Annotated in this window: 15 protein-coding genes; 4 read left to right on the forward strand and 11 right to left on the reverse strand. The window is 58.6% G+C overall.

Annotation, left to right across the window (positions count from 1 at the left end; genetic code table 11):
- The first annotated feature begins 29 nt into the window (after positions 1-29).
- A complete protein-coding gene (locus tag F3J24_RS24380; protein ID WP_167011422.1) occupies positions 30-1475 on the forward strand; it encodes a methylenetetrahydrofolate reductase C-terminal domain-containing protein in 1446 nt (481 codons plus the stop codon).
- Positions 1476-1533: 58 nt separating this feature from the next.
- Here the strand turns inward: F3J24_RS24380 and F3J24_RS24385 are convergent, their stop codons facing one another.
- From F3J24_RS24385 to prpC, 7 genes are all read right to left on the reverse strand, one after another.
- Positions 1534-1956: an acyl-CoA thioesterase gene (locus tag F3J24_RS24385; protein ID WP_240154466.1), complete on the reverse strand. Its 423-nt coding sequence runs from the start codon at positions 1954-1956 to the stop codon at positions 1534-1536.
- A gap of 11 nt (positions 1957-1967) precedes the next feature.
- Positions 1968-2828, reverse strand: a complete 861-nt coding sequence (locus F3J24_RS24390; RefSeq protein WP_167011424.1) for an oxaloacetate decarboxylase — start codon at positions 2826-2828, stop codon at positions 1968-1970.
- A gap of 60 nt (positions 2829-2888) precedes the next feature.
- The gene (prpF, locus tag F3J24_RS24395) at positions 2889-4094 is read right to left on the reverse strand and encodes a 2-methylaconitate cis-trans isomerase PrpF (RefSeq protein ID WP_167011426.1); all 1206 of its coding nucleotides are present in this window, start codon (positions 4092-4094) and stop codon (positions 2889-2891) included.
- A gap of 65 nt (positions 4095-4159) precedes the next feature.
- Positions 4160-6799, reverse strand: coding sequence for a Fe/S-dependent 2-methylisocitrate dehydratase AcnD (gene acnD / locus F3J24_RS24400; RefSeq protein WP_167011428.1), 2640 nt, complete (start codon positions 6797-6799; stop codon positions 4160-4162).
- A 40-nt stretch (positions 6800-6839) separates the two neighbouring features.
- The gene (locus tag F3J24_RS24405) at positions 6840-7817 is read right to left on the reverse strand and encodes a tripartite tricarboxylate transporter substrate binding protein (protein ID WP_167011430.1); all 978 of its coding nucleotides are present in this window, start codon (positions 7815-7817) and stop codon (positions 6840-6842) included.
- 49 nt (positions 7818-7866) lie between these two features.
- Positions 7867-8379: a GntR family transcriptional regulator gene (locus F3J24_RS24410; protein WP_240154467.1), complete on the reverse strand. Its 513-nt coding sequence runs from the start codon at positions 8377-8379 to the stop codon at positions 7867-7869.
- Between the two features lie 9 nt (positions 8380-8388).
- Positions 8389-9573, reverse strand: coding sequence for a 2-methylcitrate synthase (gene prpC / locus F3J24_RS24415; RefSeq protein WP_167011432.1), 1185 nt, complete (start codon positions 9571-9573; stop codon positions 8389-8391).
- A 183-nt stretch (positions 9574-9756) separates the two neighbouring features.
- Here prpC and F3J24_RS24420 point away from each other — a divergent pair, with 183 nt between their 5' ends.
- Both F3J24_RS24420 and F3J24_RS24425 read left to right on the forward strand, forming a co-directional pair.
- Positions 9757-11193, forward strand: coding sequence for a short-chain fatty acyl-CoA regulator family protein (locus tag F3J24_RS24420; RefSeq protein WP_167011461.1), 1437 nt, complete (start codon positions 9757-9759; stop codon positions 11191-11193).
- 356 nt (positions 11194-11549) lie between these two features.
- Positions 11550-11939 carry a hypothetical protein gene (locus tag F3J24_RS24425; protein ID WP_167011434.1) on the forward strand — a complete coding sequence of 130 codons (390 nt, stop codon included), beginning with the start codon at positions 11550-11552 and terminating at the stop codon, positions 11937-11939.
- Between the two features lie 385 nt (positions 11940-12324).
- Here F3J24_RS24425 and F3J24_RS24430 read toward each other — a convergent pair whose 3' ends face one another.
- Genes F3J24_RS24430 through F3J24_RS24445 form a run of 4 tightly spaced genes read right to left on the reverse strand, consistent with a single transcriptional unit; the run spans position 12325 to position 21428 of the window.
- Positions 12325-13740, reverse strand: a complete 1416-nt coding sequence (locus tag F3J24_RS24430; protein ID WP_167011436.1) for an efflux transporter outer membrane subunit — start codon at positions 13738-13740, stop codon at positions 12325-12327.
- Positions 13737-17042: an efflux RND transporter permease subunit gene (locus F3J24_RS24435; protein WP_167011438.1), complete on the reverse strand. Its 3306-nt coding sequence runs from the start codon at positions 17040-17042 to the stop codon at positions 13737-13739. Before F3J24_RS24435 ends, F3J24_RS24430 begins: the two co-directional genes overlap by 4 nt.
- The gene (locus F3J24_RS24440) at positions 17039-20167 is read right to left on the reverse strand and encodes an efflux RND transporter permease subunit (protein WP_167011463.1); all 3129 of its coding nucleotides are present in this window, start codon (positions 20165-20167) and stop codon (positions 17039-17041) included. Before F3J24_RS24440 ends, F3J24_RS24435 begins: the two co-directional genes overlap by 4 nt.
- 37 nt (positions 20168-20204) lie before the next feature.
- Positions 20205-21428: an efflux RND transporter periplasmic adaptor subunit gene (locus F3J24_RS24445; RefSeq protein ID WP_167011440.1), complete on the reverse strand. Its 1224-nt coding sequence runs from the start codon at positions 21426-21428 to the stop codon at positions 20205-20207.
- A gap of 266 nt (positions 21429-21694) precedes the next feature.
- Here F3J24_RS24445 and F3J24_RS24450 point away from each other — a divergent pair, with 266 nt between their 5' ends.
- The gene (locus F3J24_RS24450) at positions 21695-22183 is read left to right on the forward strand and encodes a hypothetical protein (RefSeq protein ID WP_205244954.1); all 489 of its coding nucleotides are present in this window, start codon (positions 21695-21697) and stop codon (positions 22181-22183) included.
- Positions 22184-23470: the final 1287 nt, after the last annotated feature.

Below are 23470 nucleotides of genomic sequence, written 5' to 3' on the forward strand. Positions count from 1 at the left end.
ATGCCTAGTCTGAGCGTACAGCTATTGCAATGAGTTTCCTGAAGAAAGCGCTGGATGCGCAGCAGTTTGTTTGTGTGCTTGAATGGACGCCCCGCGACAACAAAGCGTCTGCGGCGAGTCTGCACCAGTTGATGAAGCACCAGCATCTGGCTGGAATGCCACTGGTGGCTGCATTGGCCGACCGTGTCGGGCAAAGCGCGCAGCTCAGCTCTTTGGCCAGCTTCGAGCGACATCGAGGGCCGTTTCCGACTTTGCTGCATTTTTCGGGTAAGGATCGCGCTCCGCAGCAGTTGCAGGCGCAGCTGGAGCAAATGCAAAAATTCGGTCTTCACGATTTATTGCTGCTCAGCGGTGACCGCGATCCAACTCATACGCCTGGTCAGCGCAGCGTGCGCTATTTGGAGTCCGTTCCAGCATTGCAGCAAGCGCGCCATCAGCTACCTGGGGCGTCACTTGGCGCAGCACTCAATCCTTTCAAGTATCTGGAAGAGGAAGGCATTGCCCAATACTACAAGGCACACAAGAAACTGATTGCGGGCGCCGACTTTCTGACCGTGCAACTGGGCTTTGATGTCGCCAAATACGACGAAGCATGGCAGTGGATGCTTAAGCAAGTCTCGCCGAAGCCCTTGATGGCTTGCGTGATGGCCTTGACACACACACGTGCGCAGTTTTTACGCCATGTGCCTGGGGTAGTCATCACACGTAGCATGATGGATCTGCTGGCTGCCGAAGAGCAGCAAGGTGCAGATTGGTCCCGACAGCGCAGCATAGAGCGGCTCGCCTTGCAGATTCTCGGCTTGCAGCTCAAAGGCTACGCAGGCGTACACCTCTCCGGCATACATGGGCAAACACAGTTCAGTGAACTGGAGAATGCACTTGAGCGCTTGCGTGGCAATATTGAAACTCGGGGGCAATGGAGTGAGGCCTGGGCGAGCCTATGGCAATACCCAGGTACCGGCAAAGTGAACTTTGCCCCTGATGAAAGTGACTGGGCACCTGGCCTGGAGCGCGTGCAGGCTAGCGTTGGTGAGCTGAGACGCTTTCACCGGTTGCAAGCCCTTCATCACCTGTTCTTCAGTGAGCATTCGGTCTTGGGCAGAGCCTTGGGTTCGATGATGCGCTGGCACTTGTGGCAATCGCCAATCGCCGCGCGAATCCTGCATCGCGTGGAGCGAGGTATCAAGCGACCTGTGCTTGGTTGCGATACCTGCGGCCATTGTCGGCTGGAGCAAACCTTGTATGTCTGTCCCGAAACCTGCCCCAAAGGGCTGGCCAACGGCCCTTGTGGCGGCACTCACCTCAATCGCTGTGAGTTCGGGGACCGGGAGTGCATTCACAGCGTCAAGTACAGAATTTCAGTCAGTGCCCAACAATCACAGGTGTTGCGTGAGGTGCTGATTCCCATCGTGCCTGAGCAGACACGGCATCAAAGTTCTTGGCCTCGCTGGTTTCGCCCAGACGATGCCATATGAACTCGGTACTCAGATGCGAACCTGTCCTTTAGATCGCGCATACGAACCAGCCTGACGCCTAGCAAGTGCTGGGCTGCGGCAGACATCCTCTGTCAATGATCACGGGAGCCCCCGCCATGTCCACCGCGACCATTTCGAAAGCTCCTTGCAGGACGACTTGAGGCGGCTCGCTCAGACGGGTTGCCTGCCCAGTGACATTCACCGACATGGAAGATTTGCCAACCCGACTGACCCAGGCCCGAAGCGTAAGCTGAGCACCTACCGGAACAGGAGCCAGAAATTCGGCTCCAGCGACAGATGCCATGACGACCTCTTGTTGAGCCAGTTCGCGCGCTACAAGAAAGGCCGCCTTCGCCATCATCTGCAACCCCTGTCCTGCAAACAGCGTTCCGTGATGATTGGCGAGTACCGGCAACACCAGCTCGCGAAGTTCGATGGCTCCATAGGACGCCGGCCCAGTAGCGGCCATGTTGGCAGTCATGAGTGGAGCACCTACTTGTACTTCTGCTCCAGCCCATCCCAGAAGTCCTTGTTCACCAGCCGCTGGCGTTCAAGGAAGGGAGCGACGATGGCAGGGTCCTCATCAACCTTGTGATCGTCGCGCAGCAGCGTCAGGCACTTTTGCATCCCGGCCACGGCCCCTTGGAGGGCTGCATTGGCGTAGAGCACAAAGCCATAGCCCAGCTCGCCCAGTTCGTCGGCGTTGAAGATGGGGGTCTTGCCGCCGATGACCATATTCATGAGCTGTGGGGCTTGCAGACGCAGCGGCAGGGCGCGCACTTCTTCGGCCTGGGTGACGGCTTCGACAAACAGGATGTCGGCACCGGCTTCTTGAAACCGCTGGGCGCGCTCGATGGCGGCCTCGAAGCCGTGGACGGCTGCAGCGTCGGTACGGGCCATGATGAGGGTGCCGCTATCGCGGCGCGCATCGACGGCGGCCTTGATCTTGCCCAGCATTTCGCTGGTTTCGATCACGGCCTTGCCATTGAAGTGGCCGCAGCGCTTGGGGCTGACCTGGTCTTCGAGCTGAATGCAGTCGGCACCGGCACGCTCCAGCGTGCGCACGGCATGGTAGGTATTGACGGCGTTGCCGAAGCCGGTGTCGGCATCGACCAGCAGCGGCACCTCCACGGCGTCGCGGATGCGGGCCGTATGGTCGGCGATATCGCTGAGACCCATAAAGCCCTGGTCGGGCATGCCGAACCACATATTGGTCACGCCGGCACCGGTTACATAGATGGCTTCAAAGCCCAGGTCGGCGATCAGCCGCGCCGACATGGCGTTGAAGGCTCCGGGAACAATGACACCGCGGCGGGCATCGGCCAAGGCCTTGAGTTTTTGCTTGGGGTTCATGTTGTCTCTCTGTTTGAATGGGGCGGCACTTTTCTTCCGTGCCGTTGTGTTGTGCGTTGCCTATTGCGCGTCCAGGACTTCTCCGGGTACACGAATCCAGCCTTCCATCAGAATGCGGGCGCTACGGCTCATCAGAGCCTTGCTGACTTGCCACTCACCGCTAATCAATGCCGCTTCTGCTCCGACTCGCAGCGTGCCGCTGGGATGTCCGAAACGCACTGCATGGCGCTCACCGCCACCAGCAGCCAGATTGACCAGGGTGCCCGGAATCGCCGCTGCCGTGCCAATGGCTACCGCTGCTGTTCCCATCATTGCGTGGTGTAGCTTGCCCATGGACAGTGCCCGTACTACCAAATCAATGTCCGGGGCTTCAATGGCTTTGCCGCTTGAGGCCATATAGCTTTGCGCAGGTGCCACAAATGCAATTTTTGGGGTGTGCTGGCGGGTCGTGGCTTCGCTCAAGTCCTTGATCAATCCCATGCGCATGGCACCGTGTGCCCGAATTGACTCGAATCTCGCAAGCGCTGCTGCGTCATTGTTGATGGCATCCTGCAGCTCGCAGCCCGTGTAGCCCAGGTCATTGGCGTTTAGAAAGATAGTCGGAATGCCTGCATTGATCAGGGTGCAGGCAAAACTGCCGATGCCGGGAACGTCTAGACGATCGACCAAGTTGCCGGTGGGGAACATGGCACCGCCATCTTCATCATCGGCAGGATCGAGAAACTCCAGCGGTATCTCTGCCGCTGCAAAGGTCACGCCATCCAGTTCGAAGTCCCCGGTTTCCTGCACCTGCCCGTCAGTGATCTGCACATGAGCCACGATGGTCTTGCCGATGTTGACCTGCCAGATATGAATGGTGGCTGTTCCGTTGCGCGGAATGCGCTCGGCGGGAATCAGACCCATGTGAATGGCGCAGGGTCCGACGGCGGCGCTGAGGTTGCCGCAGTTCCCGCTCCAATCCACAAACGGCTTGTCGATAGCTACCTGACCGAACAGATAGTCAACATCATGATCGGCACGGCTGCTTTCACTCAGAATCACGCCTTTGCTGGTAGAGGACGAGGCATTGCCCATGCCGTCTATCTGCTTGCCGTACGGATCGGGACTGCCCAGAGCGCGTAGAAAAATCGCGTCACGCACGGGGCCAGGCTGTTGGGCAGTTTCCGGCAGCTCCTTCAGTTTGAAGAAAACCCCTTTGCTGGTGCCGCCACGCAGGTAAGTGGCAGGGATCTTGATTTGCGGTGCAAACCGTTGGTGATCACTCATTTTGTCTCTATCTGTGTTGAGTTCTGAAAATGGCAGCGTCGAGTTGTGATCGGCTGCCGTAGTACTTAAGCCTCAGCAGTCAGTTCCGTGCGGCTGGAGCTCTCCGCCAGAAAATCCTGCGCAAATCGCTGCAACACGCCACCGGCTTCGTAGATGCTGACTTCTTCGGCGGTGTCCAGACGGCAGAGCACAGGCACTTCGGTGCGGGCACCGGTGGTGCGGTAGATATGCAGCGTTAGTTCGGCGCGGGGCTTGCGCTTGCCGATGACATCAAAGGTCTCGGAGCCATCCAGACCTAGTGTGTGGCGTGTGGTGCCAGGCAAGAACTCCAGCGGCAGCACGCCCATGCCGATCAGGTTGGTGCGGTGAATGCGCTCGAAGCCCTCGGCTACGATGGCCTCCACGCCGGCCAGGCGCACGCCCTTGGCGGCCCAGTCACGGCTGGAACCCTGACCGTAGTCGGCACCCGCGATGATGATCAGCGGCTGCTTGCGGTCCATATAGGTTTCGATCGCTTCCCACATGCGCATGACCTGGCCTTCGGGCTCCACGCGTGCCAGCGAGCCCTGGCGGGTTTCACCCTTGTCGTTGACCACCATCTCGTTGAATAGCTTGGGGTTGGCAAAGGTAGCGCGCTGGGCTGTCAGGTGGTCGCCGCGATGCGTTGCATAGGAGTTGAAGTCCTCCTCGGGCAGACCCATTTTGTGCAGATACTCGCCTGCGGCCGAGTCCATCAGGATGGCATTGGACGGCGAGAGGTGGTCGGTGGTGATGTTGTCGGGCAGTATGGCCAGCGGGCGCATGCCGCGCAGCGTGCGCTCGCCCGCCAGTGCGCCTTCCCAGTATGGGGGGCGACGGATATAGGTGCTTTGCGGGCGCCAGTCGTAAAGCGCTTCCTCTTGCTCGCCGTTGTCGGCGTGGATGGCGAACATGGGCTCGTACACCTTGCGGAACTGCTCGGGTTGGACGGCAGCCTTGGCCACAGTGTCGATTTCCACGTCGCTGGGCCAGATGTCCTTGAGGCGAATGTCGCGCCCTTGGAAGGTTCCCAGCACATCGTTTTCAATGTCGAAACGGATGGTTCCTGCGATGGCATAGGCCACCACCAGCGGGGGAGAAGCTAGGAAGGCCTGCTTGGCGTATGGGTGGATGCGGCCATCGAAGTTGCGATTGCCGGAGAGCACGGCCGTAGTGTAGAGGTCGCGGTCGATGATCTCTTGTTGAATCACGGGGTCCAGCGCGCCGCTCATGCCGTTGCAGGTGGTGCAGGCAAAGGCCACCACGCCAAAGCCCAGCGCCTCCAGGTCATGCAGCAAACCAGCTTGCTGCAGATACAGCGGAACGGTCTTGGAGCCGGGGGCCAGCGAGGTCTTGACCCACGGCTTTCGCTCCAGACCCAGATTGCGCGCATTGCGTGCCAGCAGGCCGGCTGCGATCACATTGCGCGGGTTGCTGGTATTGGTGCAACTGGTAATGGCTGCAATGATGACTGCCCCATCGGGCATCTGGCCTTCTTGCTCGGTCCACTCACCGGCAATACCTTTGGCGGCCAGATCGCTGGTGGCCAGACGCGCGTGTGGGTTGGATGGGCCGGCCATATTGCGCACCACGCTGGACAGGTCGAAGCTCAGCGTGCGCTCGTACTCGGCGTGTTCCAGGCTGTCGGCCCACAGACCGGCCTGCTTGGCATAGGTCTCGACCAGTTGCACCTGGGCGGGCTCGCGGCCAGTGAGCTTGAGGTAATCGATTGTCTGCTCGTCGATGGCAAACATGGCAGCCGTGGCGCCGTATTCGGGTGCCATGTTCGAGATGGTGGCACGGTCACCAATGGTCAGGCTGCGTGCGCCTTCGCCGAAGAATTCCAGATAGCCGCCCACCACTTTCTGTTGGCGCAGGAACTGGGTCAGAGCCAGCACGATATCGGTGGCAGTGATGCCCGACTGCCGCTTGCCAGTGAGCTGCACGCCCACGATTTCGGGCAGACGCATCCAAGATGCGCGGCCCAGCATCACGTTTTCTGCCTCCAGACCGCCCACGCCCACGGCGATCACGCCCAGTGCGTCTACGTGCGGCGTGTGGCTGTCAGTGCCCACCAGGGTGTCGGGATATGCTTCACCATTGATAGCATGGATCACCGGGCTCATGCGCTCCAGATTGATCTGATGCATGATTCCATTGCCTGGTGGAATTACCTCCACATTCTTGAAGGCTCGCTTGCACCAGTCGATGAAATGAAAGCGGTCCTCATTGCGTCGGTCTTCGATGGCGCGGTTTTTCTCAAAGGCCTGTGGATCGTAGCCACCACACTCCACGGCCAGCGAATGGTCCACGATCAGTTGCACAGGCACTACGGGGTTGACGGCGGCCGGATCGCCACCTTGCTCTGCAATCGCATCGCGCAGGCCGGCCAGGTCGACCAACGCAGTCTGTCCCAGGATGTCATGGCAGACCACGCGGGCCGGGAACCAGGGAAAGTCGCGTTCGCGCTTGCGTTCAATGATTTGCGTGAGGTACTCGGTCAGGTGGACCGGATCGCTGCGGCGCACCAGGTTCTCGGCATGGACGCGGCTGGTATAGGGTAGTGTGATCCAGCTGCCAGGACGGATGGCTTCTACAGCGGCTTGCGCGTCAAAGAAATGCAGGTCCGAGCCTGGCAACGGCTTACGGTAGGCGTGGTTGGCGTTCGTGCTCTGGGGCGAGGTCATGGTTGTTGTGGCCGTTGAGAAAAAATAGGGCAGGTAAGGGTTACTGGCCGGAGATGGCGTTGTCTTGCACCACCTTGCTGTACCGTGGAATCTCGGTCTTGATAAGCTGGCCGAATTGCTGGGGACTGCCTCCTGCTGGAGAAACCCCGGTGGGCTCCAACTGGGCAATCAACTCCTTCGATTGCAGCCCTGAGTCCAGGGCTTTGTTCAAGGTGGACAAGACGGAGGCCGGCAGATTCTTCGAGGCGATCAAGCCGTGCCAAGCCACCACGTCATAGTCGGGTAGTCCGCTTTCGGCCACCGAAGGAATATCTGGATAGGCAGCAAGACGCTGGGCGGTGGTAACGGCCAGAGCGCGCAACTTGCCGGAATTGACATGCGGCATCAGGCCTTCTGTGCCTGCCACAAACATGTCCACATTGCCGGCCAATAAATCAGTGATGGCCGGGCCGGTGCCTTTATAGGGAACATGGGTGGCCTTCACCCTGGCCATACCAAGCATGTATTCAGTGGCGATGTGCAGGTGACTGCCGTTGCCGGCGGAGGCGAACGTGAGCCTGCCGGGCTGCTGGCGGGCATAGGAAAACAGCTCTTGCAAGCTCTTCACAGGCAGCTTTGGGTTAACGCACACCACATAAGCGCCCTTGGACAGCTGGATCACTGGCGTCATGTCGGCCACCGGGTCGAAGCGCAGCTTATAGAGTGCGGGATTGACCGTGTAGCTGCCTGCAATCAGCAGCAGGGTGTACCCATCTGCAGGCGAGCGCAACGCGTATTCCGTACCCAGAGTGCCGCCCGCGCCTGGACGGTTTTCCACATACGCAGGCTGACCCAGGCGCTCGCTCAGTACATTGGCAGCCACACGAGCAATAAAGTCCGATCCACCGCCTGGCGCAAAAGGACAGACGATCTTCAGTGGCTTGGTGGGAAATGGGGAGTCCGCACTGGCAAGACTTTGCCAGGCCACACCCAAGGTAGCTATGCAGCTTTGAAACTGTCTGCGTGAAATGGAAGTCAAGCTTGTCTCCTTGGATGATGCTGATGTTCTGACTCTGATTGTTGGTGCCTCAGTGAGGAGCGTCCACTTCCAAACGGGTTAGGTTTTCGGTCGCAACATCCTGGTCCCTTCGATCGAGGACTGCCGTCGTGAAACCTGGGCCCAATGACAGCTGTAGGCGAGCCTGGGCCAGTCGGTACATGGCGTGCGTGAGCTCTCGGCAGCTATCCGGTGCTTCAAGCTCAAGCTGCTGCAACCTAGTTGCCAGCAGGCTGCATAGCTGCCTTGCTTCATCCACTTGTTGTGGGCTTAGCTCAGTCACGGTCATGCCACGTCGGGCATGGGCTGTGAGCAAGCCTTCGTGGCATAGCAGCTTCATTGCCTCACGAACCGGTGTACGACTGACGCCAAATTCCTGAGCCAGAGCACCGTCGTTCACATCGCTGCCGGGCGGCATCTGGTGGGCGAGTATTCGTTCACGCAGCTTGTCGGCGATGGCAATGCACAGCGAATGAGGTCGCATGGCTTGGGCGCTCTTTGAAGAAATGGCAGGAAAGAAAGTCATACACAGGTTGGTGTTCAATGCTCAGCTTTACTGGCGTTCGTCGATAGGAACGAACTTCAAATCATCCGGGCCTGTGTAGTTGGCGCTGGGGCGGATGATCTTGTTGTCCTGGCGCTGCTCGATGATGTGCGCTGCCCAGCCGCTGGTGCGCGCAATCACGAATAGCGGCGTGAACATGGCAGTGGGCACGCCCATCATGTGGTAGCTGACGGCGCTGAACCAGTCGAGGTTGGGGAACATGTTCTTGACCTCCCACATCACCGACTCCAGACGCGCGGCAATGTCGTACATCTTGGTGCTGCCAGCTTCGTCCGACAGCTTCTTGGCCACGCCCTTGATGACCACATTGCGGGGGTCGCTAACGGTATAGACCGGGTGGCCGAAGCCGATCACGACCTCCTTGGCATCTACGCGGCGGCGGATGTCGGCCTCGGCTTCGGCCGGGTTGTCATAGCGCTTCTGGATCTCGAACGCCACTTCGTTAGCGCCGCCATGCTTGGGTCCGCGCAGCGCACCGATCGCGCCGGTAATCGCTGAATACATGTCACTGCCCGTTCCGGCCACCACGCGGGCCGTGAAGGTCGAGGCATTGAACTCATGCTCGGCATACAGATTGAGCGAGGTATGCATGGCACGTATCCAGCTTTCGGACGGCTTGGCGCCATGCAGCAGATGTAGAAAGTGCCCGCCAATCGAGTCGTCGTCTGTTTCAACTTCGATACGGCGGCCCGAGTTGCTGAAGTGATACCAGTACAGCAGCATGGAGCCCAGGCTGGCCATCAGGCGGTCGGCAATATCGCGGGCACCGGGCAGATTGTGGTCGTCTTTCTCGGGCAGAGAACAACCCAGGGCAGAGACGCTGGTGCGCATCACGTCCATGGGATGGCTGGCGGCTGGCAATTGTTCCAGGGCAATCTTCACAGCAGCAGGCAAGCCGCGTAAAGCCTTGAGCTTGCTCTTGTACGCCTTGAGCTCGGAGTGGGTGGGCAACTTTCCGTGAACTAGCAGATGGGCAATCTCTTCAAACTCGCATACCTCGGCAATGTCCAGGATGTCGTAGCCCCGGTAGTGCAAATCGTTGCCAGTCTTGCCCACGGTACACAGGGCCGTATTGCCGGCAGTCACGCCAGAAAGGGCGACTGACTTTTTGGGCTTGAATGCGCCTGCAGCGGGGTTGGGGGTGGCAGTGCGAGGTTCGGCCACGATGCTCATGCGGGTCTCCTTGATGTGATTGAGATAGCAGTTGTGTCTGCGATACTTCGCAATCTACGCATTTGCTTTTTCTCCGTACAGAGCTAAATTGGCGAATATTTGCAAAGGAAAATCTGCATATTTGCAAATATTGCAAATATTGCAAATTATTCAGACCCGACAACAAGAACGAGGAGCGATGAATTGGCCAAAACTTTCATGGGTGTTCGTCTGCGCAGCCTTAGGGCCGAGCGTGGTATGACGCAAGCAGCGCTGGCCCAGGCGCTGGAGCTGTCGCCAAGCTATCTAAACCAGATCGAGCAAGACCAGCGCCCGCTCACCGTGCCGGTACTGCTGAAGATTCACAAAGTGCTGGGTGTCGATATCCAGCAGTTCTCCGAGGACGAAGAAGCCCGCTTGCTGGCTCAGCTGCGGGATGCGCTGGCAGCCATGCCGCAGGCCGATGGGACTGTGCCGCTGCCCGAGTTGCGCGAGGTCGCCTCCAAGCTGCCGCAACTGGCCCGGGCTTTGCTGGCCATGCATCAGCGCCATCTGGCTGACGCCGAAAGGCTGGAAGCACTGAGCAGCCGCCTGGGCGACGGACGATCCGACCTCGAAGGAGGCAGCGTCTTGCTGGGCGAGCAAGCAAGGCAGATGCCCTTTGAGGCAGTACGAGACTTTTTCTTTGCACACCGCAACTACTTTGACCTGCTGGACCGTGCGGCAGAGACCTTGGCCAAGCAGGCCAAAGAGCAGGGCAGCAGCCTGCAGGAATGGCTGCAGTACCGTCTGCAAGCACGGCACAATGTCTTGGTATTGCGCGGATCCAGTGGGCAGGACACGAGCCATCGCCGTTTTGACAAAGACACACGCACTCTCTATGTCGCACCTCAACTCAGCCCCGCACAGCAGGCATTTCAGTTGGCGACTCAACTGGCACTGCTGGAGTTCGAGTCGCTGATTGACGAAGCGCTTCATTCCACGCAATGGCAGGACGACGCCACTCAACGCTTGGCGCGCACAGGTTTGGCCAACTACGTGGCGGGCGCGTTTGTCCTGCCTTACCGGGAATTCCTCCAAGCGGCGGAGAGCTTGCAGTACGACATAGACCTGCTAGCTCGGCGCTTTGGAGTCGGGTTTGAGACCGTATGCCACCGTCTGTCCACGTTGCAGCGTGCAGATGCGCCGGGTGTGCCGTTTTTCTTCATTCGCGTGGACCGGGCCGGCAACATTAGCAAACGCCAGTCGGCCACGCATTTTCACTTTTCCAAGACAGGTGGAACCTGCCCCCTATGGGTTGTATATGAAGCCTTTACGCAACCTGGTCGGATCGTGCCGCAGTTGGCGTCCATGCCTGACGGACGCGTGTATCTATGGATAGCGCGCACCATTAGCCACGCAGGCTCCGGTTGGGGCAGCCCGGGAAAGACTTTTTCCATCGGACTGGGTTGCGACTTGCAGCACGCTGCGCGACTGGTGTATTCCAGAGGACTGGACCTGCGCAATACTGATGCAGCCACACCTATCGGAATGGGGTGCAAGGTCTGCGAGCGTAGTGCCTGCCCACAACGGGCGTTCCCGTTTGTGGGCAAGCCTCTGCGGGTGAACGAGAACGAGAGTGGTTTTGTGCCTTATGGCTAACCTAGCCACAGCATGAAGGGTTCGCGGTATTAGTTTGGTTAGATGCTAACGATTGATCAGAGAAGGTCTCAGGTCGGCTACAGCCCAAAATTCAAACTGAGAGAGTCGCCTGCTCGCCATAATCAGTCCTTGGGGGCTGTCTCCCAGGCAACAGCTTCAGGCTGTGAGTGCAGACTTGATGGGGCAGCGCCACAAACCTGAGATACCCGTTAGCGGTCGTTCGCGTAGGCCAGCAATCGACCCTAAACGGCCCTTCAGACAAGATCCACAAAGCCGTCATTTGATGATTCACAGTACTCATGGCATGGCCCAACTCCGAGCACAAGCTATAGTATTTGAAACGAAAAGGTGCTCAGGTGTCCGCAGAGATTACAGAGTTCGAGGCAATCTTCGCCGAAGCGCGCGAGAAGCTTGAGGCTACATACGATCAGCCCGATCTGATCCCCTATGGCGCTCGCTTAGTCGCCTTGTGCCAGTCGCATCCGGAGTTGCGAGAACAGTTCGCACGTGCATTTATTCGCATGTTCTTCGACGAAGCGCGGAACGAAGTTTCCCTTATCGAATTCGCGATGCATGTGCTGCGCTGGCCCGAAGTCAAACTGGCGTTTGAGGCATTGAGCCACGATGCGGTATCTAAGAACGATTGGCGGATCATCAACCCGATCGGCCACATCCTTGATGCCTTTGAAGACGGCTGGGAAGACGCCCTAGACTTCTATGGGAACTACTTCAAGCAGCGCACCTAACAGGTCGACCCATTAAGGCCACCTTCCACGTTGAGCGGCTGCTTGTCATTTCTGTCACTGGCAACTCCTGGCCGATTGGCGACGGCCTGCACCAGTTGAATGCCTATCACCGGACGCTCAAGGCACAGCCTCGACTATTCGCTTTGCGGTCCTGTACTCACCAGCATTTAGGCTAGGCTTCGGCCATAAGCTGTCATTGCAAGTGCCCTTTCAAGTGACGACTTCAGGTGAAAAATCGCTGCGCGATTACTGTTCATCAATGATTGCTTTCGCCACTGCTTGCTCGCACAGATGGTTAAGAGACCTCTATCTTTCACTTCTCGTGAGCACCATCGAACCACATATAGGTACCTAATTTTGATGGCTGTAAGTTGATTGACTTGGCTCAATTGACCTTGTCATCAGATTCGTTTAATTGACCGGTACTGAATTCTCCACCCAAGTCTCCAATTAATGTGACCGTGCTCACCAGTTGCTGTAAGCGCACATTGAGTTGCGATTGTTGGTTGCTAATTTGGGTTGCCTGTGCGGTGGCTAGCGTGGTGTAGTCTACCGTACCTGCCTGGTATTCGTTCAAAGCGATTTGCGCGCTCTGCGTGGCATCCGAGACGGCAGCATCGAGGGCCTGGTGCTGTTCCTCAAGAATGCGAAGTGCTGATAGATCGTTTTCAACACCCTGTAGCGCAGTAAGCACGGTGCTTCGGTAAGTTGCAACCGACGATTCGTATTGTGCATATGCCTCTTTAAGCTGTGCACTTCGTGCACCGCCGTCAAAGATGCTAGCTGCAAGCGATGAGCCGAGTGACCAGATCAGATTGCTAGCGCTCAGTGCTCCTGCAAAGCCGCCAGCGGCAGACAGCGTGACCGAGGGGAAAAAAGCCGCATGTGCAACACCGATGGCCGCATTGTCTGCCGCCATCTGGCGCTCGGCCGCAGCGATGTCCGGGCGCCGCTGCAAGAGCGTGGACGGCAAGCCCACAGGGACGTTGGGCAGGCTTGGCATGATGTCTGCAGGGGCGATTTGCAGCTGCTCCGGAGGCCTGCCCACCAGCACGGCGATGGCATGCGCATATTGCGCACGTGCGATACCGACAGCGACGAGATTGGCTTGCGCTGTTTCTAGCTGCGTGCGTGCTGCATAGAGATTGGACGGGGGGATGGTTCCGGCCTCGTTCTGGTCCGTCACGACACGCAGGCTTTCTCGATAGGTGTTTACGGCGCTTTGCAGCAGTCTGGCACTCTCATCAGAGACGCGCAGCTCGATCACTGCTGTGGCCAGCGCAACCTGTGCGGAGAGTGTGGCGTTGGCCAATGTAGCCTCGCTGACCTGAGCCAGAGCCTGACTTTCTCGCACGCTATCCTGTACTTGCCCCCATAGATCGGGTGACCAGCTCACCGCGGCTTCCACGGATTTGCTGGTAGTAGGCCCGGCACTTGTGCCTCCTACGGATGCCCTCTGGCGCGAGGCGGATGCGTCGATACCCAGCGTGGGAAAAAGAGCCGCTCGTGCCGCCTGTATCGCAGCCGTGGCTTTCTGATAATTGGCATGGGCGGCACGCACATTCTGATTGGATACGGCCACCTGGGGCAAAAGCTCGTCGAGCAACGAGTCATGAAAATCCCGCCACCAATCGCCCTTGGGGCTGGCTGGATCAGGACTAGCCTGGGTCCAGCCCGGTAATTCGCTATAGGCCGTTGGCATGTCCATGGCCGGCTTTTTGTAAGCGGGACCGCCGGCGCAGCCGGCCAGAGCCATGGCGCACAGCATAGCAACAGTAGGAGTGAGGTGGTGGTTTTTCATGACGAAGCCTCCGCTGTCCGGTTCCATGGCAGGTGCCGGGCCGAGTTCGCCAGGCGTGCGCGCAGCCGGTCCAGAAAGAGGTAGATCACTGGCGTGGTGTAGAGCGTGAAGATCTGGCTCAGGATGAGTCCCCCCATCACCGTAATGCCAAGAGGCTGGCGAAGTGAAGCGCCTTGCCCGATGCCGATAGCCAGTGGCACGGCACCCAGCACCGCCGCTGCTGTAGTCATCATGATGGGCCTCAGGCGCAGCACAGCGGCCTCATGGATAGCCTCCCGTGCGCTTTTGCCGCTCTGGCGCTGCTCCTGTATGGCGACATCCACCATCATGATGCCGTTTTTTTTCACGATACCTATCAGCAGGATCACGCCGATCATGGCTATCACCGAAAAGGGAGTGCCGAAGATCAGCAATGCCAGCGTTGCACCTATGCCAGCCGATGGCAAGGTCGAGAGAATCGTAATCGGATGGATGGCACTTTCATACAGCACACCCAGCACCAGATACACGGTGGCAAGCGCAGCAATGATCAGCAGCGGCACCGTGCTGACGGATTGCGAATAGGCCTGCGCCGCTCCTGCAAACGAGCCATGCACAGTCGCCGGCATCTGGATCTGAGCCATCGCCTCATCAACGGCCTCCTGCGCCTGGCTTAGTGATCCGCCGGGCGGCAGGTTGAACGAGATGGTGGCGGCGACCGTGCCGCTCTGGTGATTCACCTGGGTGGCAGTGTGGCTGCTGCTCCATGTTGCCATCGCTGACAGCGGCACCATGGCCTCCGCCGTGGTGGCGACGGCGCTGCCGCTGGAGCTGCCGCCACGGCTATTGGAGATGGCATTGTTGAGCAGGTTGGCTTGTGCGTTGTTGCCGCTGTTGGCACTGGTTGCTGCTGAAGATGGGGTCGTGGCGTGGTAGACGGTGATGCCTGATATCAGCCGGCCCGACATTTGTGTCTGCTGCGTACCGCCTGGGTTGGTAGTGGCTGTGCTCAGGTAGATCTGGTCCAGCGCTTCGGGAGATTGCCAATAGCGTGGCGCGTATTCCATGACCACGAAATACTGGTTCAGCGGGTTGTAGATGGTGGAGACCGTGCGCTGGCCAAATGCGTCGTAGAGTATGTTGTCTATCTGGTTGGGCTGGAAGCCATAGCGTGCAGCCATCGCGCGGTCCACGGTCACAAAGGTCTGTAGCCCATGCTGTTGCAGGTCCGAGTTCAGGTCGAGCAGCCGGCCCGGCTGCTTGCCCAACTGCTCCAACAGCCTGGGTACCCAGGTGTTGAGGGTCTGCGCATCATCGCTGGTCAATGTGTACTGGTACTCGGCGGCAGACTGCCGTCCGCCAATGCGTAAATCCTGCTGAGCCTGCAAGAACAGCCGAGCCCCGGAAACGGCATTGAGCCGAGGCCTGAGCCGATCGACGACCTGGCTGGCGGAAAGGTGCCGCTCGGACAGGGGTTTGAGCTGGACAAAGACATTGGCCGAGTTCAAGGCCCGTCCGCCAGTGAAGCCGGCTACGGCCTGAACGGACGGATCATTCTGAACGATCTGCTGCAGTTGTTCGAGCTTCTTTTCCATGGCGGGATAGGAGATGCTTTGGTCTGCAATGATCTGCCCGATCAGGATGCCTGTGTCCTGCTCTGGAAAGAAGGTGCCTGGCAGATAGCGCAGCAAGCCTATGTTGCCGATGACCAATGCCACCAGTACAAGGCCGGTGAGCAGTGCGTGGTCGAGCACGGCATCCAGCGAGCGGCTATAGCGCTGCTTGAAGCGTTCAAAGCCAGCCTCGATGCTGCGGCGCAGGCGGGCGGGTGGCTTGTCCAGCGTCTGGCGTGTCAGCAGATAGGCGCACATCGTGGGCGTAACGGTGAGCGAGACTACGAGGGACAACAGGATGGCAATGGAGAGGGTCATCGCCAACTCATGAAACAGCAGGCCCACAATGCCGGGCATCAGCAAGATGGGCAGGAATACCGCGATCAGCGAGAGGCTCATGGACATTACGGTGAAACCCACTTCGGAGCTGCCGCGCAGCGCCGCTTCCTTGGGGGGCATCCCGTCTTCCATGTGCCGTACGATGTTCTCCAGCACGACCACCGCGTCATCCACGACAAAGCCTGTGCCTATGGTCAGGGCCATGAGTGAAAGGTTGTCTATGCTGTAGCCCAGCAGGTACATGGGGCCGAAGCTGCCCACTATGGACAGCGGCAGCGCCACCGCAGGAATCAGCACCGCGCGTGGCGAACGCAGGAAGACGAAGACCACGCCCACCACCAGCAATACCGCAATGAACAGCGTACGCTCGGTATCCGAGACCGAGGCGTTCACCGACTCCGAGCGGTCCACCACCATGTTGATGCGGATGTCCCCCGGAAGGCTGGCCTGCACCACAGGCAGCACCTTGTGTATCTGGGCCGCCGTTTTGACGATGTTGCTGCCTGGCATGGGGTAGACGATGACCAGCACCGCAGACTTGCCGTTGTACAGGCCTGCATTGCGAAGGTTCTCATTGGAGTCCTGCACGGCAGCGACATCCGACAGGTGTACGGCCGCATTGTTGCGGTAGGCGATCACCAGGTCGCGGTAAGGAGCTGCCTTGGAGATCTGATCGTTGGACAGCACCTGGAAGCGCTGATCTCCCTCATCAAGATGGCCTTTGGCGCTGTTGGCATTGGCCGCGCTGATGGCTGCGCGCACGTCTTCAAGGCCGATGCCGTAGCTGTTGAGTTTGCCCGGCTCCAGCTCAACCCGCACCGAAGGTAGTGCGCCGCCGCCCAGCGTGATTTGCCCCACGCCATCAAGTTGCGACAACTGCTGCTGAATGACCGAACTGGCGGAGTCATAGAGCTGGGCCTTGGTCATGGTGTCGGAAGTCAGGGCCAGGACGGCGACGGGCGAGTCGGCAGGATTGAATTCCCGGTAGGTGGGATTGCTGCGCAGCGTGCTGGGAAGGTCGCCGCGTGAGGCTTGGATGGCGGCCTGCACGTCGCGCGCCGCGCCGTTGATATCGCGGGACAAGCCGAGTTGCACCACGATCATGCTGGAGCCCACGCTGCTGACCGAGGTGAGCTGAGTGACGTCGGCAATGGTTCCCAGCCGCCGTTCCAGCGGTGCAGCCACCGTGGAGGCCATGGTCTCGGGGCTGGCCCCCGCCATGCTTGCTTGCACCACGATGACCGGAAAGGTCACATTGGGCAAGGGTGCAACCGGCAAGCGCAGGTAGGCCAGGGCCCCTGATATCAAAAGTGCAAGAGCCAGCAGGCTGGTCGCCACCGGTCTCTGAATGAACGGGGCGCTGATATTCATGGCGTTGGCTCAGGAGGGGGGCGCCGGGGTGGAGTGGACTGCTCTGAGCGGTCTTTGCGCCCGAAGCGGCGGGCCATCCGGTCGAAGAACAGGTAGATCACTGGAGTGGTGAACAGCGTGAGCACCTGGCTGAACGCCAGGCCGCCGATGATGGCTAGGCCCAGTGGGTGGCGCAGCTCCGACCCCGTGCCTGTGCCCAGCAGCATGGGCAGTGCGCCCAGCATGGCGGCGAAAGTGGTCATGAGAATGGGGCGAAAGCGCAGCAGCGAAGCTTCGAAGATGGCCTCGCGCGGTTGCTTGTTCTGTTCGCGCTCGGCCTCCAGCGCAAAGTCCACGATCATGATGGCATTCTTCTTGACGATGCCTATGAGCAGCACGATGCCTATGATGCCGATCACATCGAGGTCCTTGCCTGCGATCATGAGCGACAGCAGCGCACCTATGCCAGCCGAGGGCAAGGTCGAGAGGATGGTGACAGGATGGATGTAGCTCTCGTAGAGCACGCCAAGCACCACATAGACAGCTGCCAGAGCCGCGATGAGCAGGTAGACCTCACTGGATAGTGAATCCTCGAAGGCGGCTGCCGCGCCCTGAAAGGCGGTCGTGATGGAGCCGGGCAGCTGTGCGGCAGCAATGGCCTGATGAATGTCGCGCACCGCAGTACTGAGCGATGCATCGGGCTTCAGGTTGAACGAGATCGTTGCCGCCGGAAACTGTGCCAGATGGGAGACGGCCAGCGGGACACGCGTGATCTGCAACTTGGCGATGGCTCGCAGCGGAACCTGGCCAGCGCCGGTCTGGCTGGGTAGATAGAGATCGCCCAGCGATTGCACTGTGGGCAAGGTTTCGGACCTGGCCACCAGAATGACGCGGTATTGAGCGGCCTGCTGGAAGATGGTGGAGACGATGCGCTGGCCCAGTGCGTCGTACAAGGCATTGTCCACGGTGGCGGCTGTAATGCCGTAGCGTGCCGCGAGTTCGCGGTTGAGCTCCACATTGACAGCCAGACCCAGGTTGTCGAGGTCGCTGCTGACGTCGCTGATCGAGGAGATCTTCCTGAGCTGCTCCACCAGTTGCGGCGCGTATTGCTGCAACGTTTGCCGGTTTGGCCCGCGCAGCACAAAGCTGTACTGGTTGGGTGAGACCGTCGTGTCCAGTGTCAGGTCCTGTTCGGGCTGCAGATAAAGGTGGATTCCTGCGACATCCGCCACGGATTGCTGCAGCCTGCGTGCGACATCGGCGGCGGAGCTGCTGCGCCGATCACGGTCGTTCAGGTAGATGAGAAAACGTCCGTTGCTCAACGTCGTGTTAGTGCCGTCAATGCCCACATAGGAGGTCAGGCCGCTGACGTCGGGGTCCTTGAGGATTGCCGTGGCGAGCGCCGCCTGGCGCTGTTCCATGGCTTTATAGGAAACCGAGTTGTCGGCCATGCTGATCCCCTGGATCACACCTACGTCCTGTACCGGGAACAGGCCCTTGGGTATGACGATGTAGAGCATGACCGTGACGATCACCGTGATTGCTGCAACGATGAGGGTCAAGCCCTGATGTTCGAGCACCCAACTCAGCCCGCGCTCGTAGGCCGCCAGTGTCTTGTTGAACAGGGCTTCGCTGGCCTTTTCGAAACGGCTGGGTCGACGTTCCGGCCGGGCACGCAGAATGCGGGCGCAAAGCATGGGAACGACGGTGAGCGATACCACGGCCGACAGTGCGATGGTCAGGGCCAGCGTCACCGCAAATTCGCTGAATAGCCGCCCGATCACGCCGCCCATGAACAGCAGCGGAATCAGGACGGCAATCAGTGAAATGGTTAGGGAAAGAATCGTGAAGCCGATCTGGCCCGCGCCCTTGAGCGCCGCTTCCAGCGGGGAGGCGCCTTCCTCCAGGTAGCGCACCACGTTCTCTATCATCACGATCGAGTCGTCCACCACGAAGCCTGTGGCAATGATCAAGGCCATCAGCGACAGGTTGTCGATGGAAAAACCTAGCTGGTACATCAAGGCCATGGTGCCGATCAGCGAGACGGGTACCGAGATGCTGGGGATGGCAGTCGCTGGCAGATTGCGCAGGAACACGAAAATCACCGCGACCACCAGCACCACCGCCAACACAAGCTCGAACGCAGCATCGTTGACGGATGACCGGATCACGTTGGTGGAGTCCTGCACCACGGTCACTTCCATGCTGGCAGGAAGTGTCGTACGCAGGCTGGGGAGCAGGGCAGTGATCTGGTCTACCGTCTTGATCACGTTGGCTCCCGGTTGGCGCTGGACATTGAGAACGATGGCCGGTGTACCGTTGTACCAAGCACCGCGCTCCACATCCTGCGCAGCCTGGCTCACACGGGCCACGTCCCTCAGATGCACAGGCGCGCCGTTCTGATAGGCCACGACCGTATCCAGATACTGCTGGGGATCGCTGATCTGGTCATTGGAGTTGATCGTATAGTCCAGCGTTTCGCCATCGAAGTTGCCTTTGGGCTGGCTCACGTTCACATTGGCGAGCAAGGTGCGCAGATCGTCAAGATTGAGGCCGTAGGCCGCAAGCTTTTGCGGATCGGCCTCGACCCGGATGGCTGGCACGTTGCCGCCAGCGGTGATAACAAGGCCTACGCCAGCAACCTCAGAGATCTTCGCTGCAAGCCGGTTGTTGGCCACATCCTGCAATTGCGTGAGCGACATGGACTTGGACGTTACTGCCAGCGTGAGTATGGGCTGGTCGGCCGGATTGACCTTGGCATAGGTGGGCGGTGCGGGCAGACCCGATGGCAGGAAGCTATTGGCCGCATTGATGGACTGCTGCACGTTCTGCTGTGCAACATCGAGGCTCTGCGTCAGCTCGAACTGCAGTGTGATCACGGAAGCACCCGCCGAGCTGTATGAGGTCATCTGCTGCAGGCCAGGAATCTGACCCAGCTGCACCTCAAGCGGAGCGGTCACAGTGGTGGACATCACGTCCGGGCTGGCTCCCGGATAGAAGGTCTGCACCTGAATCGTTGGGTAGTCCACGCTGGGCAACGATGAAACCGGCAGAAAGCGCATGGCCACCAGGCCGACGATCACCAGAGCCAGCATGAGCAGCGTGGTCGCAACCGGACGGAGTATGAAAGGGCGGGAGATGTTCAGCATCGCATGCTTCTCGCTGTTCGGCTGAGCCTTGTCTTCAGCGGGAAGGAGCTGCAGCCATATCTGCGCGCTTTGTGTCTTTCGGAGCCTGCTCTGTTACGGGGCCTGAAGCTTTGTCCTGCAGTTTCACCGAGGCGCCTTCACTCAAGCGGTCCACACCATCCACGACCACCATGTCACCGGCGGCAAGGCCTTGGGTGATCACGGTACTTATGCCGTCTGCCGGACCGGTCGTGACTGTGCGAACAGATACGGCATTTCTGCCTGCGTTCACCAGGAACACGAAATTGCCCGGAGCGCCGCTTTGCACGGCAGCTGTAGGCACGAGCAGCACATTCCTGAGCGTGTCCACATGCAGCTGCACATTAACGAAATCGTTCGGAAACAGCGCTTCATCATCGTTTGCAAAACGCGCTCGCAGCGTGATGGTGCCGGTGCTCGTCGCCATTTGGTTCCCAATGGCATAGAGAACCCCACTGGCCAACTGTTTGCTATTTTCGCCGTTGAAGGCTGCGACAGAAAGCGGATTTCCGGCGTTGAAGCGTTGCATCACACGCGACAGCGAAGCCTGCGGAACATTGAACTCAACTGTTGTTGGCTTGATGCTGGTGATCACTACAATGCCGGGCTGACTAGAGGCCGTGACATAGTTACCTGGGTCAACGAGGCGAAGGCCGACACGCCCGGAGACCGGCGCCGTGATGTGGCATAGGCTAATGTTGAGCTTCGCCTGAGCGATCGCAGCCTGGTCAGCTTTGATGGAGGCCTGCTGCTGCTTCACAAGAAACTGTTGATCTGCAAATGTCTGAGGCGCAATGGATTTGCGCTCGTTGAGCAGCGCATAGCGCTGCAGGTCTGCCTCGGCTTGTGCCAAAGCCGCCTGATCCTTAGCCAACTGTGCATGTGCCTGCTGGAGTGTGATTTCATACTGTCGGGCATCGATCTGTGCGAGGAACTGGCCCTTCTCGACCATCTGGCCTTCCCGATACCCGACTTCTGTGAGATAGCCGCTAAGCTGCGGTAACACCGTGACCGTATTCACCGGAATGACGGTTCCCAGTGCTTTCAGGATCTCGGGCATGTCGCCATTGGTCGCCATGGCCACGCCCACGGCCTGAGCAGATGGACTGTGCTTTGTCGTTCCTGAATGTCGTGTGTGCATCCAGACCGCTACGCCAAGAGCGATAAGAATGATCGCGCTGAGCCAGCGGATAAAGCGGCGAATCTTTGGGGGATTGACCTGGGGTGCGGTTTCTTGCATAAGTCCTCGCACAAAGCGTTATGCAAGCATAAAAGCGCAGTTCCTTATGAGCCTCTGTAGGCCGGCACCATTTTTTTATGATCGACTCTAGAGGATTTGAATAGAAAAAATCTGCGAGCGAATCAGAGCCAATTGTGGGTGCCTTTACCCAATGTTTACCTTGCAGACAACTTGAACCCAGACTGCCGTGGCTCAATGCATCCTCGGTCCGCAGGCCTCCTGCCCGAGGACTTTTCCGACCAATCACGCAATGCTTTGCCGCACTCATGAAGTTGAACGCAACGATATTCACGGAGGTGCAATTCTGGGCGTTAGTGCTCTGCTCGCTGGTGCTTCCCATCGCGATCTTCGTCACTCTCTTCGTCCGGCGCGAGTTCTCGAAGGTGACCATACTTTGCTTCGGCTTGCTGCTGATTCTGCTGGCAGGCGTAGACATCTACCTGCTACGCATACTGGCGACCATGGCTCAGTCCACACCGTCTCTGGCGGATGATGTCGCGTTCTCGTCGGCAATCTCCATCGCGCTCTATATCTTCCCTGCGGCTTTCGGCACCATAGGGCTCAATATGGCGTCACATGTCCTCATGCACTACCTTAAGACCAAGGAAGAACGCTTCGACGCACATCAAGCGGCACGTCTGTCCTCTACTAATCGTTACCACACGGGTAAGCAGCAAGCCCAGCAACACAAAGCGACAAAGCGTGTCCGCCTCGATGCATCGCGAACCAAAAGGCGGCGCGCTCGCATCCATTGATCTGACTGCAAAGAATACTCTCAGAATGCAAGTGTGCCTTGGGCAGGATGTCAATCTAGCAACTGCGAGTTCTGGTTACTGATCAGACCTTCAATTGTTTTCATCCTTACGACCATTAATGACTCCATTTTGATTGGTTGTTGGGATTTAATAGATTCAAATCACTTGCCTGCCACCGAGCGGGCTTTTTCTTTGAAGACTTTCATGTGCCCGATTTTTGTGGGGTACAACTCTAATTTTTCGCCCAACGTCTGGAGCGGGGGTACACCAGTGGGAATCAAAGCGACTAATGAACACACAGTCGAACGAGCAAATTTACTCAGTGGCAATCCGTTCTTTACAGTGCAAGCGCATCGTCTAAGGTATCGAAGAAATGCTCTTCTTTACATGTGAAGAGCACGATTCGATGGACGAGGAGTATGAACATGTCTGCAAGTTCTTCATCTCACACGATACGCTGGCTGCTCGCAGGGGCACTCCTCCTGGTCGGCTCCGGCGCTGCACTAGCTCAACATGGTAGTCATGGTGGCTATATTAATGGTGGCATCGCATTAGGTAATCATTGGGAAGGTGGACCATCTCATGGCGGAGGTGCCTATCGCATGGACTCGGGCCGCTGGGCATATCGCCCAGGCTACGACGTACACGGATTCAGCAGGCCAGACTTGGCTCGCTGGAGCGGCGGCCGCTGGGATCAGACCTGCTGGGGCGGGCGCTGCGGTTGGTGGTGGGCTACTGGAGGCCTTTTGTACTTCTATGCCACACCTGTGTATCCGTACCCTTTGGTTGTGTCACCTATTACCTATGGGGCACCGATCTACGACCCTGCGTACACGACAGGTTTGACCGACCAAGTACCGCAATCTACCTTCTCGTACTACTGCGACAACCCGCAAGGCTACTACCCAACAGTACCGCACTGCAATACGCCATGGCACGAGTCCAGCGTGCCGGTCGGTAGTCCATGACATGAATCCTTGATTGCGCAAAAAGGTGCAAACCTACACCTCTGCTCCCTGCACTTGTTAAACTGATCGCGTCGCTTTAAGTATTAGGTTGCAAAATCGTGACTGCACCCTCATCGCAATTTTTAGGCTACACAGCGCTCGCTTTACTCATTATTTGGCGTGTGTTGGCTCGCTTTAAGCACGCGATAGGCCCGCAAAGGCTCTCACGCTATCGTGCACCTATCACGTTCTCCTTGTATGGACCTCTCCTCCTAGCGGTCATTTGGTCACTATTTCCTCGGCTTGGATTAATTGCCGAGCTTCTTGGCTTCATGACAAT

This window comes from Comamonas sp. Tr-654, assembly GCF_011752915.1.
Classification (GTDB): Bacteria; Pseudomonadota; Gammaproteobacteria; order Burkholderiales; family Burkholderiaceae_C; genus Comamonas.